At 61.0% G+C, this 12,301-nt stretch carries 9 protein-coding genes and 1 pseudogene; 7 read left to right on the top strand and 3 right to left on the bottom strand.

Annotated features, from left to right (window positions below; translation table 11 throughout):
- Positions 1-88 precede the first annotated feature (88 nt).
- Both MUU54_RS22705 and MUU54_RS22700 read left to right on the top strand, forming a co-directional pair.
- Positions 89-883 carry a response regulator gene (locus MUU54_RS22705; RefSeq protein ID WP_247246231.1) on the top strand — a complete coding sequence of 265 codons (795 nt, stop codon included), beginning with the start codon at positions 89-91 and terminating at the stop codon, positions 881-883.
- Between the two features lie 315 nt (positions 884-1,198).
- The gene (locus MUU54_RS22700) at positions 1,199-2,152 is read left to right on the top strand and encodes a sensor histidine kinase (protein WP_247246230.1); all 954 of its coding nucleotides are present in this window, start codon (positions 1,199-1,201) and stop codon (positions 2,150-2,152) included.
- Positions 2,153-2,386: 234 nt separating this feature from the next.
- Here the strand turns inward: MUU54_RS22700 and MUU54_RS22695 are convergent, their stop codons facing one another.
- The 3 genes from MUU54_RS22695 to MUU54_RS22685 form a co-directional block, all read right to left on the bottom strand.
- A complete protein-coding gene (locus MUU54_RS22695; protein WP_247246229.1) occupies positions 2,387-3,313 on the bottom strand; it encodes an ABC transporter permease in 927 nt (308 codons plus the stop codon).
- Positions 3,306-4,316, bottom strand: coding sequence for an ABC transporter permease (locus MUU54_RS22690; protein WP_247246228.1), 1,011 nt, complete (start codon positions 4,314-4,316; stop codon positions 3,306-3,308). Before MUU54_RS22690 ends, MUU54_RS22695 begins: the two co-directional genes overlap by 8 nt.
- 148 nt (positions 4,317-4,464) lie before the next feature.
- Positions 4,465-6,174, bottom strand: coding sequence for a peptide ABC transporter substrate-binding protein (locus MUU54_RS22685; protein WP_247246227.1), 1,710 nt, complete (start codon positions 6,172-6,174; stop codon positions 4,465-4,467).
- A 324-nt stretch (positions 6,175-6,498) separates the two neighbouring features.
- On the opposite strand from MUU54_RS22685, the gene MUU54_RS22680 reads away from it, so the two are divergent.
- From MUU54_RS22680 to MUU54_RS22660, 5 genes and pseudogenes are all read left to right on the top strand, one after another.
- Positions 6,499-7,662, top strand: a complete 1,164-nt coding sequence (locus MUU54_RS22680) for a M20 aminoacylase family protein (protein ID WP_247246226.1) — start codon at positions 6,499-6,501, stop codon at positions 7,660-7,662.
- A 27-nt stretch (positions 7,663-7,689) separates the two neighbouring features.
- Positions 7,690-9,537, top strand: a complete 1,848-nt coding sequence (locus MUU54_RS22675; protein ID WP_247246225.1) for an ABC transporter ATP-binding protein — start codon at positions 7,690-7,692, stop codon at positions 9,535-9,537.
- 86 nt (positions 9,538-9,623) lie between these two features.
- A complete protein-coding gene (locus tag MUU54_RS22670) occupies positions 9,624-10,577 on the top strand; it encodes a sugar-binding transcriptional regulator (RefSeq protein WP_247246224.1) in 954 nt (317 codons plus the stop codon).
- A 143-nt stretch (positions 10,578-10,720) separates the two neighbouring features.
- Positions 10,721-12,034: an ABC transporter substrate-binding protein gene (locus MUU54_RS22665; protein WP_247246223.1), complete on the top strand. Its 1,314-nt coding sequence runs from the start codon at positions 10,721-10,723 to the stop codon at positions 12,032-12,034.
- A 136-nt stretch (positions 12,035-12,170) separates the two neighbouring features.
- Positions 12,171-12,301 (top strand): annotated as a pseudogene (locus MUU54_RS22660) (sugar ABC transporter permease); the annotation flags it as partial.

The raw sequence follows: 12,301 nt of genomic DNA, 5'->3' as shown, positions 1-12,301 counted from the left end.
AAAAGTTCCACCTCTTGCGGAACTTTTTTTCCGGCACCACGTTCATTCCCTGTCAATTGCCCGACCGGGCGTCAGGGGAGAATTCCGAATGTCACTGACCACGCGTGTTGCGTCTCACCTTCCATATTTGCGTCGTTATGCTCGAGCAGTCACCGGATCACAGACTTCCGGGGATGCCTATGTGGCGGCGGTCCTGGAAGCGCTGATCGCAGATGTTTCAATATTTCCAGAAACATCCAAGGACCGTGTCTCGCTTTACAAACTCTTTGTTGCGATCTTTGGTTCCACTGCCATCGAGATCCCGCCGATCGATTCTCCGTTCGCTTGGGAGCAGCGCGCAGCCGCCAATCTTTCTGCACTTCCGTCGATGGCGCGTCATGCCTTCCTGCTCGTTTCGGTCGAGGGCTTTACGCTCGAGGAAACGGCTGAGGTTCTGGATGTGAGCATCGAGAGAGCCACGCAGCTTCTGGACGAAGCCTCCAAGGAGATCTCCCGCCAGGTCGCCACCGAGATCATGATCATCGAAGACGAGCCGCTGATCGCGCTCGACATCGAGCAGATGGTCCAGGAACTCGGCCACCGGGTCACGGGAATTGCACGGACGCACAAGGAGGCGGTGTCCCTGTTCCAGACCACGAACCCGAAGATGGTTCTGGCGGACATCCAGCTTGCCGACGGCAGCTCGGGCATCGATGCCGTCAACGAGATCCTGAAAGCCTCCACGGTGCCGGTGATCTTCATCACGGCCTTCCCGGAGCGTCTGCTGACCGGCGAGCGTCCGGAGCCGGCATTCCTCGTCACGAAGCCGTTCAATCCGGACATGGTAAAGGCTCTCATCAGCCAGGCGTTGTTCTTCAACGAGACCGTCAAGGCTGCCGCGTAACCAGGAACTCGCAGGAGCAAGCGGGGGGAGCCACGATTCTGTGGTGGTCCCCGCACCGGAGACGATCTGAGCAACCCCTGCTTCCCTGCGCTCACCTATCCTGCAATCCCTCCCACTCATCGATAAGGGTGCGGGTCTCCCGCCCCTTAAATATGAAGGCCGTGGCCAGTTGTTGCAGTGGCCGCGACTCTCTATAAGAAGGTGCAGCCACGTCAGGACGTACCGGCCGCGCCGGTGCTTCAAATTGAACGAACGGAGTGAAACACATTGGTGCATCCGCTGACATGGCAGCACGCTGGTCAGAGCGATGACAAGTTGCGTGAGTTCTTCATGCCGGCGCTGGTGGACCTGGGCGCCAGCATCATCATACAGAACGCGCAGCGCGAATACCTGTTCGTCACCAACCTTCCCGAAATCTGGGCTAGAGAGGACTTTCAGTCTCCATCAGACGAGGTGGTTTTCGGTGCCGATGTTGCGGCTCGCCTCGCGACGCTCAAGGCCGACATGACAGCAACGGGGCAGAAGGCCCAGCTGGAGGTCATGGTGGGGGCGGAGCAGTTCTTCGAGTTCCGGGTGCAGACCGTGGAGTTCGCGCAAGGCGGGCTTCATCTCGTCACCACGATTGTCGACCGCTCGGAGGAGCGTCACCGCGAGCGGCTGCTGCGGGCACTACTGCGGGAAGTCAGCCACCGGTCAAAGAACCTCCTGGCGATCATTCAGAGCATCGCCTTGCAGACGGCCCGCTATTCCGGCTCTCTCGATCTCTTCCTGCACAAGTTCCGGGGACGTCTGTATTCGCTCTCGCAGTCGCAGGACCTGATCACGGATTCCAGCTGGCGCGGCGCATATTTCTTCGAACTGGTCCAGCAGCAGACAGAAAAATACCTGCCCGAAAACGGGGATCTGGTGAAGGTCAGCGGTGACAACCTGCTGCTCAGCCCCAATGCTTCGCTGCATCTCGGGCTTGCCCTTCATGAATTGATCGTCAATGCGGTGAGCCACGGCTCCCTGCTGCGCAGCAAGATGCCGATCGAGGTATCCTGTGTTCGCAAGCATGTGGACGGTCACGATACCGTGGAAATGGTCTGGCACGAGCCTCTACAGGGTGCGCTAAAGCCGGTGGACGATGCAGAGCAGCTGCAGTCGCATTTCGGGAGCACGGTTCTTGAGCGTGTCGTACCGGCGTCGGTCAACGGCAAGGCGCAGTATGCCATTTCCCGTGACCGCATCGCCTACCATCTTGCCTTCCCGCTCGATGTTGCCGAGTAGGCGTCCTCAACGGAAAACGACCTGATATTGCTGAATTGGCCCGGTTTCTTGCGAAACCGAGCCAACTCATCTCTTCGAGGGGGACTGAAGAGTCTCGCCTGGAAGCTTTGTAGGGCGGGGGACGGGGGGTGCTTCCAGACGCTGACATAACGGCGGTCCCCGGCCTTCGTTCCCAAGAAAATGCAGGAGCATAAAAAAAAGTGGCGCGGCCCTTAAATCGCGCCACTCAACGCATCAGCGCTTCAGCGTCCGCGGGTCGAGCGCGTCGCGAATGGCGTCGCCCATGTAGTTGACGCTGAGGACCGTCAGCGAAATTGCCAGTCCCGGCCAGAGAACCCGCGACGGGGTCAGCTGCAGGAAGTTGGCGCCGTCGTAAAGCAGCCGCCCCCAGGTGGGGAAGTCGGACGGGAAGCCGAGCCCGAGGAAGCTCAACGCGGACTCGGTGATGATCGCAGCAGCAATGCCAAGAGTCGCCGAAACCATGATCGAACTTAGAACATTCGGCAGGATGTGGCGGATGATGATCCTGTGCTCGCGCATGCCGCTGCTTTTGGCGGCCACGATGAACTCCTGACTCTTCACCGCCAGCACGTCGCCCCGCACGATGCGTGCGGTGTGCATCCAGCTGGTGATGCCGATGACGAAAACGATCAGGATGAAGATGCCGGTCTCCGGCCCAAACGCCGCCCGAAGGGTATCGCGGAAAAGCATGAGGATCACGAGCAGGAGCGGCAGCAGGGGCAAGGCGAGGAAGAGATCCGTCAGCCGCATCAACGGACCGTCAGCTCGGCGGAAGTAGCCTGAAAGAACCCCAACCAACGTGCCGAGGAAGAGGGCAAGCAGCATCGCCGCGAAACCGACCGCCAGCGAGATACGCCCGCCGGCGAGCACCTGGGCCAGCATGTCTTTACCCAGGTTGTCGGTGCCGAACGGGTGGGCGAAAGATGGCCCCTGGTTCCTGTCGCGGATGTTGATGGCGTTTGGCGCGACGGTGTGGATATAAGGCCCAACATAGACAGCGAGCACGATGAAGATGAAGACGGCAAGACCGGCAACGCCGCCCTTGTGAGCGCGGAACTGGCGCCACATCTCCCTCATCGGGGTGCGGACCGGCGACTCGTTCCTGACCGTCGGTGCAGCTTGCAAAGTGGTGTCAGTCATACCGGATCCTCGGGTCAAGGATGCCGTAAAGAACATCGGCAATCAGGTTGAAGAGGACGATCAGCACGGCGAAGATGAAGGTCAGCGTCTGAACGAGCGGAATATCAGCGCCTTGGATGGCGGTGATCAGAAGTTGCCCCAGTCCGTTCACCCGGAAGATCTGCTCGGTGATGATGGCGCCTGAGAAGATCGTCGGCACGCCGAGCGCAATCACAGTGACCACCGGGATCAAGCTGTTGCGCAGCACGTGTACGAGCAGCACCGCCTTTTCCTTCACACCCTTGGCCCGGGCGGTGCGGACATAGTCCTGGTGCAGGTTGTCCAGCATCGAGGCGCGCACGAAGCGTGCGATCTGGGAGGCATTATAAAGCGCCAGAACCGCAACTGGCAGGGCCATCTGCTTCACCTGCGCGATGAAACTCTGGAAGTCCGTGACTCTCAGATTGGTGTCATAAACGGACGGGAACCACTGCAGGTAAGAGGAGAAGATGACGATCAGCAGAACGCCGGTGAAGAAGGTCGGGACAGAGTAGCCGACCATGGAGACGAAGGTGCCGATCTGGTCGAAGATAGAATACTGCTTGTAGGCGGAGATGACGCCGATGGGGATGGCGATCAGGATGCCGAAGACGTAGGCGAGACCGACGACCCAGAGGGTCTGGGGCAGGCGCTGGACGATCAGATCAACCACCGGGCTGCGGGTTGCCCAGGACAGGACGCGCATGCGGTCGCCGTCGCCGAACTGCCAGCCGGTCAGGCTTTCGAGGATGTTGAGCGGCTCGTTGATGAAGAACTGCTGCAGCCACTTCATGTAGCGGATAAGGAATGGCTGGTCGAGGCCGAGCGAGGCGCGGATCTGCTCGCGAACTTCTGGTGGAATGGTGAGAGGGAGGTCGCCTGTCGGATCGCTTGGTGCGAGATCGAGTAGGGCAAAGATGACGAAGCTGATCACCAGCAGCGTCGGGATCGCAAACAGCAATCGCCGCAGAGTGTATGTGAACATCGGAATTCCCCGGACTGCAGCGCCGCAGAGGCTTTCCGGTCCTGGGTGCTGCAGGTGTCTGAAACTACGACCATCGCCAAAGTGTCGGGCGATGTGCCAGGGCGGCAAGAGATGCCGAGTCCGGGATCACCCGGGCTCGGCAGTCACCTCATTTCTTGCGGTGCCAGTCCGCGATGTTCCAGACCTGGGAGTCCCATGAGTTCATCTTGATGCCGTCGAGAGAGAGGGCAAAGGACGACTGGTCGCCGCGATGGACGAGCGGGATATGTGCACCTTCCTCGGTCAGCATGTCGTTGAGCTGCTTTGACAGCTCAGCGCGCTTCTCGAGATCGGCGGTCTTGGAAAGCTCGCCGACCAGCTTGTCGTAGTCCGGGTTGCAGTAGCGCGGGATGTTCTGGCCCTGCCAGCCGTTGGCTGGGCTCGGCATCTTGTCGCACAGCCACTCCGCCAGATATTTTTCAGGGTCCGTGCCGTCAAAGTTGTTGGTGTACATTTCGACGTCGGCATAGAACTTCTGGAAGGTATCGGGGCTTGCCGGATCGCCGCCGAAGAAGACGGAGGCGCTGGCATTGCGCAGCTCGGCATCGACGCCGATCTCCGCCCACATGGCCTTGACGAGTTCCTGCGTTGCCTGACGAACCGAGTTCGTCGATGTCTGGTACAGGAAGGCTAAGCGAACGCCATCCTTCTGGCGGATGCCGTCAGGACCGGGCATCCAACCAGCTTCGTCGAGCAGCTTGTTGGCAGCTTCGATGTCCTGCTTCAGGCACCATTCGTCGTTCTTGGTGGAAGCGACGTTCTCAGGGGCGGGAACAATGTTGCAGGTCGGCTTGCCGGACTGACCGTAACCAGCCTCGATAATGATGTCGCGGTCGATGGCGAGTGAAAGCGCACGGCGAACCGCCGGATCGCTAAGCGACGGGTGAGGGCCGGCCTCCGTCGTCGAGCGCTTGTCGCCAAGCGAAGGATCCGGGTTCGTGAAGTTCAGGTTAATACGCTCGACCTGCGTGCCGAAAGAGATCTCCAGCCTGCCCTTGCCGGCAGCCAGCATCGTTTCCAGCACTTCGGGCTCCACCTGGGCATTCCAGGCATAATCGTACTCGCCGGTCTCCAGCACGGCGCGCGCGGCCGATGCGGCGTCGCCGCCACCCTTCAAGGTGACAGAGGCGAAGGCGGGCTTGTCGGCTTCGCGATAATTGGGATTAGCTTCGAGCGTGATGACGTCGTTCGGCTTGAAGTCCTTTACGACGAAGGGGCCGGTGCCGACGGGCTTGAAGTTGGCATCCGTGCAGCCTGGAGCGGCGGCGCCAAGGCAATCCTTAAACTGCGCGGCTTGGATGATGGGTGACTGGGCGCCGACAAATGCGCTGTAGGGATAGGGCTTCGGATCTTCGAAGGTCACCTTGACGGTGTGAGGATCGACCGCTTCGACATTCTTCACCCCTTCATACTGGGCCCGCTGGGCGCAACCGCCATCTGGCGCCGTGCAGTATTTCCAGGTGAAGACAACATCGTCGGCGGTAAAATCAGTGCCGTCCGACCACTTCAGGTCTGGCTTCAGCTTCCAGGTCATGCTGAGCATGTCTTCTGCAAAGCCGCCGTTCTCGATTGTGGGAATCTCTGTTGCCAGCCATGGAACGAGTTCGCCCTTCTCGTCGTATCGCGCCAGTGGCTCGATCACCATGGACGAGGCATAGACTTCCTTCGTGCCTGCGGACAGGAAGGGGTTCATGGTGGACACTGCCTGCCAGAACAGGATCTTGAGCTCCCCGTCAGCGCCGCGTTCGGCATGCGCGAGAGAGCTTGAAATCGCCACGAAAGCGGCTGCTCCTGAAAGCAGGATCTTCAACTTCTTCATGCTGATGTCCCCTTATGATTCTTGTTAGGGTTGTAAAAGGCCTTCGCCGTCGGTTTGTCCGGCGGTTCCCGTCGCTGCGAAACGCGGTTTTCTTAGATTGCTGTTTTCGCAGAAGATTCCCTATCGATCCTCCTTTATGCGAAGCTGATGAGCACACGGATGATCAGGCACTCCCAGTTGTGCCTGACCAAATTTTGGGCCATCTAAGCATAGGCCTATTTTTCGTTCAAGCGCGAAAATTGAAGCTTGCCAAGTCGCGCTCGGGCTGCACAGTATCCCACCACAAAAGAGTGGGAACGACTACAAGAAAAACGAGGTCATCGCATGCCAGTGCTTAATCGTGCCGCCGAGATGCAGGAACAGGTCGCGGGATGGAGACGCCACCTGCACGAGCATCCCGAGATCCTCTACGACGTGCACGTGACGGCCGCCTTCGTTGCAGACAAGCTGCGTTCGTTTGGATGCGACACGGTCGAAACGGGGATTGGCCGCACAGGCGTGGTAGCCATCATCAAGGGGCGGCAAGGAGACGGCCCTGTCGTCGGCTTCCGCGCCGACATGGATGCGCTGCCGATATCGGAAACGAGCGGCAAGCCGTGGGCCTCCAAGACGCCGGGGAAGGCGCATTCCTGCGGCCATGACGGCCATACAGCCATGCTTCTTGGCGCCGCTCAGTATCTAGCCGAAACCCGCAACTTCAAAGGCTCGGTTGCAGTCATCTTCCAACCGGCGGAAGAGGGCGGGGCAGGGGCGCTCGCCATGGTGGAAGATGGCTTCCTCGACAAGTATTCGATCAGCCAGGTCTACGGCATGCACAACTCGCCCGGCCTTCCGCTCGGCCAGTTCGCAATCCGCAAGGGATCGGTGATGGCGGCGGCCGACACGTTCGAAATCACCATCAACGGCCGCGGCAGCCATGCGGCGCAGCCCCACAATTCCATTGATCCGGTGCTGACGGCGTCGCATGTCGTCGTCGCGTTGCAGTCCATCGTCTCGCGGCAGACGGATCCGCTTCATTCGCTGGTGGTGACAGTCGCCTCCATTCATGGCGGGGAGGCAAACAATGTCATCCCGGACACGGTGAAGCTCGGCGGCACGGTGCGCACGCTTCTGCCGGAAACGCGCAATTTTGCCGAGAAGCGGCTGAAGGAAGTGGTGCAGGCCACCGCGCTCGCGCACGGCGCGTCTGCCGACATCATCTACCGCCGCGGCTATCCGGTGACCTTCAACCACGATGCCGAAACAGACTTCGCCGCCGGAGTGGCCGGTAAAGTCGGTGGCGCCAACGCCGTAGATCTCGGCATGGCCCCACATATGGGCGCGGAAGATTTCTCCTATATGCTGGAGCGTCGCCCCGGCGCCTTTATCTTCATCGGCAACGGCGACACCGCAAACCTCCACAACCCGGCCTACGATTTCAACGACGAAGCGCTGCCCTATGGCATCAGCTATTGGGTGACGCTTGCCGAAACGGCTCTTGCGGCCTGACATCCTCGTCCTGGAAAGGAGAAGCCCATGTCGCTTGCGCAGTCTGCGGTCGAGGGTGTGGTTGGCCTGACGGAGCCGGTTCTGTCGGTCCGCAACCTGACGACGTCGTTCAAGGTCGAAGACCAGTGGCGGTCGGTGGTGAAGGGGATCTCCTTCGAGATCGCGCCGAAGGAGACGGTCGCCATTGTCGGCGAATCGGGATCGGGCAAGAGCGTCACTTCGCTCTCGATCATGCGCCTCCTGCCGAAGAACGCCAGCCGCATCGAAGGCAGCGTCAAGCTCGCGGGCCGCGAACTCCTGACCTTGCCGGACGAGCAGATGCGCCAGGTGCGCGGCAACGAGATCTCGATGATCTTCCAGGAGCCGATGACGTCGCTCAATCCGATCTTCCCGATCGGCAGGCAGATCGCCGAGGCCCTGACGGTGCATCGGGACATCTCGCGGGCGGAGGCGCGGGCGGAGGTGATCCGTCTTCTCGAAAAAGTCCGCATCCCCAACGCGCGCAACCGGTACGACGAATTCCCGCACCAGTTCTCCGGCGGTATGCGCCAGCGGGTGATGATCGCGATGGCGCTGGCGTCGAAGCCCAAGCTTCTGATCGCCGACGAGCCGACGACGGCACTCGACGTAACGATCCAGGGCGAAATCCTCGATCTTATCAAGACGCTGCAGGACGAGGAGGGGATGTCAGTCCTCTTCATCACCCACGACATGGGCGTGGTTGCCGAGGTCGCCGATCGGACCATCGTGATGTACCGCGGCGAGGCGGTCGAGACCGGGCCAACGGAGCAGATCTTCCACCGCGGGCAGCATCCGTACACGCGTGCGCTGCTTTCGGCGGTGCCGCGGCTGGGGTCGATGGGCGACCGCAAGCTGCCGCTACGCTTCCCAAGCATCGATGTCGGCACGGGCGAGCAGGTGGAGCTGGAGGACGTCAGGGACACAGTCGCGAAAACGAAGACGCCGATCCTCAAGGTCAGGGATCTGACGACGCGCTTCGACATCCATTCCGGCCTGTTTGGCCGCAAGACCGGTGCCGTTCATGCAGTGGAGAAGGTCTCCTTCCAGGTGCATGAGGGTGAGACCTTGGCCCTGGTCGGCGAGTCGGGGTGCGGCAAGTCGACGACGGGTCGATCAGTGACCCGCTTGATAACGCCCACCAGCGGCGAAGTGACGATCGACGGCTATAACGTGATGCAGCTCGACAAGACGACACTGCGCTCCATGCGTCGATCGATCCAGATGGTGTTCCAGGACCCCTTCGCCAGCCTCAATCCGCGGATGAGCATCGGTTCAGCGGTGATGGAGCCCTATATCGAGCACCGGCTCGGGACGAAGGCGCAGGCGCGCGAGAAGGCGGCGGATCTCCTGCAGAAGGTGGGGCTTTCGCCCGACATGATGCGGCGCTTCCCGCACGAGTTTTCCGGCGGCCAGAGACAGCGTATTGCCATCGCGCGCGCCCTGATGCTCGATCCGAAGGTGATCGTGGCCGACGAGGCGGTTTCGGCGCTGGACGTCTCGATCAAGGCGCAGGTCTGCAACCTGCTGCTCGACCTGCAGCAGAGCCTCAAGCTTGCCTACCTCTTCATCAGCCACGACATGGCGGTGGTGGAGCGGGTCAGTCACCGGGTGGCGGTGATGTATCTCGGGGAGATCGTCGAGATCGGCCCGCGGGCGGCGGTCTTCGACAATCCGCAGCATCCCTACACCCGCAAGCTGATGGCCGCCGTGCCGATCCCGGATCCTTCGCGCCGCGGCATCAAGCGCAACATGGCGATCGACGAGATCAAGAGCCCCATTCGCCCAGCCGGCTATGTGCCGCCCTTGAGGGAGTATCGGGAAATTTCCCCGGGCCATCTGGTGCAGGTCGCCTGATCTCCGTTGGGGGATCCACTGCTGCAACGTCCGTTTGACAGGCGGTCGCGAAGCATGGCAGCAACGGCGCCGGGAGGAGTGCTTTAATGGGAAAACGGTCGGATGCTCAAGGGCGGCTGGACGATGCGGCGCGCGCGGGCTGGATGTATTACGTAGCCGGGCGGACGCAGGACGAGATCGCGACCGCGATGGGTATTTCCCGCCAGTCGGCCCAGCGGCTGGTATCGCTGGCGGTCGCCGAACGGCTGATCAAGGTCCGGCTCGACCATCCGATCGCTGCCTGTCTCGAACTGGGGGAGGCGCTGCGCAGCAAGTACGGTTTGCGCCAGGTCGAGGTCGTTCCGAGCGATCCCGGCGCCGCGTCCACGACAGTCGGTATCGCCGAGGCCGGCGCTGCCGAGATCGAGCGCTGGCTGAGGCGACAGGAGCCGATCATCCTTGCCGTCGGCACGGGCCGCACGCTGAAAGCGGCCGTGGACCAGTTGCCGCCGATGGAATGCCCGCAACATCGCATCGTGTCTCTGACTGGAAACATCGGTCCAGACGGGTCGGCGGCCTATTACAACGTCATCTTCTCCATGGCAGACGCCATCAAGTCACGGCACTTTCCCATGCCGCTGCCGGTGCTCTGCTCCTCGGCGGAGGAGCGGGACACGCTGCACGAACAGGCGCTCGTCCGCTCCACCCTTGCCCTTGGTGCCCAAGCCGACGTGACTTTCGTCGGCATCGGCGAGCTTGGGCCCGACGGGCCGCTCTGCGTCGATGGCTTCTTGGCGCGAGATGAAATGGCAAAGCTCGTCGACGCCGGTGCGGCAGGCGAGATCTGCGGCTGGATGTTCGACCACGACGGCAAGCTTCTGACCGACTCGATCAACGACCGCGTCGCCAGCGTGCCAATCCCTTCCTGCGACACGGCCTGTGTGATCGGGATTGCTCAGGGAAAGAAGAAACTTCCGGCCATTGCGGCTGCGTTGAAAGGCCACCTCATCAACGGCTTGATCACCGACGAAGCCACAGCTGAGCAATTGCTGCGAGCCTGAGCAAAAAGTTACATTGTGTTTTCAGATGCATAGAGATTTTCGCTGCGCCGCAGCGATGATTTTCCGTTGACTTGCTCTAGCTGAAGGTGGGTAATTGCTCATGGGCAAAGCGAATGCTCGTTTCCATCTTCGGGAGGAAGATCATGACTTTCAAGACAATCCTGCTGGGCGCATGCTCGGCGCTGGCGCTTTCCGGCGTGGCTTCGGCCGAAACCCTCACCATCGCGACCGTCAACAACGGCGACATGATCCGCATGCAGGGTCTGACGGAGGACTTCACCTCCAAGAACCCCGACATCCAGCTCGAATGGGTGACGCTCGAAGAAAACGTTCTGCGTGAGCGCGTGACGACAGACATCGCGACGTCCGGCGGTCAGTATGACATTATGACGATCGGCAACTACGAAGTGCCGATCTGGGCAAAGCAGGGCTGGCTCACGGAGCTCGCCGATCTCGGTGAAGACTACAACGTGGACGATCTGCTGCCGTCCATCCGCGGCGGTTTGACCGTCGACGGCAAGCTCTATGCCGCTCCGTTCTACGGTGAGTCGGCCATGATCATGTACCGCACCGACCTGTTCGAGAAAGCCGGCCTCGAAATGCCGGAGAACCCGACCTGGGAATTCATCGGCGAAGCTGCCCGCAAGATCACCGACCGCTCGCAGGACCTCAACGGCATCTGCCTGCGTGGCAAGGCCGGCTGGGGCGAGAACATGGCGTTCATCACGGCGCTGACCAACTCCTTCGGGGGGCGCTGGTTCGATGAGAACTGGCAGCCGCAGTTCGATCAGCCGGAGTGGAAGGAAGCGCTGCAGTTCTACGTCGACCTGATGAAGGATGCCGGTCCGGCCGGTGTCTCCTCCAACGGCTTCAACGAAAACCTGACGCTCTTCCAGCAGGGCAAGTGCGGCATGTGGATCGATGCCACCGTAGCTGCTTCCTTCGTGTCCAATCCGGAAGATTCCACCGTTGCGGATAAGGTCGGCTACGCGATCTTCCCGTCTAAGGAAGGCGTCGACAATCACGGCAACTGGCTGTGGTCGTGGAACCTCGCCATCCCGGCGAGCTCGCAGAAGGTCGATGCAGCGAAGAAGTTCATCGCCTGGGCGACCAGCGAAGATTATGCAGAGCTTGTTGCTTCCAAGGAAGGCTGGGCCAACGTTCCTCCGGGCACGCGCACCTCGCTCTATGAGAACGAGCAGTACCAGGAAGCGGCTCCATTCGCGGAGCAGACGCTTGCTGCCATGCAGGCCGCCGATATCACCAAGCCGACGGTAGAGCCGGTTCCCTATACGGGCGGCCAGTTCGTCGCGATCCCTGAATTCCAGGCGATCGGCACCAATGTCGGCCAGCTGTTCTCTGCAGTCGTTGCGGGCCAGTCGTCGGTTGACGACGCCCTCTCGCAGGCGCAGTCGGCTACGGTTCGCGACATGACGCGCGCCGGCTATATCAAGTAAGCTCCTCCCGAGCAGTTGCCGCCCGGTCTCGTGCCGGGCGGCCTTTTCCACCTCTGCCTGATAACTCAAGAATAAGCTCGCTTTGCATGCGTCTCTTGCTCGGTAAGACGCGCGGCAAACGGAGGAGGGCGTCGACATGGCAACACAGAACACACGGGGCCTGGCCCGCCTGATGATGGCGCCGTCCGTTATTCTTCTGCTGGTCTGGATGATCGTGCCGCTCTCGATGACGCTGTGGTTCTCGTTCCAGAACTACAACCTCCTCAA

Origin of the sequence: Pseudorhizobium tarimense (assembly GCF_022968135.1) — a bacterium.
In the GTDB taxonomy this organism is placed as follows: domain Bacteria; phylum Pseudomonadota; class Alphaproteobacteria; order Rhizobiales; family Rhizobiaceae; genus Neorhizobium; species Neorhizobium tarimense.
The sequence above is the reverse complement of the archived record's forward strand: the minus strand, read 5'-3'. Positions and strand labels throughout refer to the sequence as shown.

Coding starts and splice junctions, on each gene's coding strand:
- MUU54_RS22705 (WP_247246231.1), top strand. CDS start 89: ATGTCACTGACCACGCGTGTTGCGTCTCACCTTCCATATTTGCGTCGT.
- MUU54_RS22695 (WP_247246229.1), bottom strand. CDS start 3,313: ATGACTGACACCACTTTGCAAGCTGCACCGACGGTCAGGAACGAGTCG.
- MUU54_RS22690 (WP_247246228.1), bottom strand. CDS start 4,316: ATGTTCACATACACTCTGCGGCGATTGCTGTTTGCGATCCCGACGCTG.
- MUU54_RS22685 (WP_247246227.1), bottom strand. CDS start 6,174: ATGAAGAAGTTGAAGATCCTGCTTTCAGGAGCAGCCGCTTTCGTGGCG.
- MUU54_RS22680 (WP_247246226.1), top strand. CDS start 6,499: ATGCCAGTGCTTAATCGTGCCGCCGAGATGCAGGAACAGGTCGCGGGA.
- MUU54_RS22675 (WP_247246225.1), top strand. CDS start 7,690: ATGTCGCTTGCGCAGTCTGCGGTCGAGGGTGTGGTTGGCCTGACGGAG.
- MUU54_RS22670 (WP_247246224.1), top strand. CDS start 9,624: ATGGGAAAACGGTCGGATGCTCAAGGGCGGCTGGACGATGCGGCGCGC.
- MUU54_RS22665 (WP_247246223.1), top strand. CDS start 10,721: ATGACTTTCAAGACAATCCTGCTGGGCGCATGCTCGGCGCTGGCGCTT.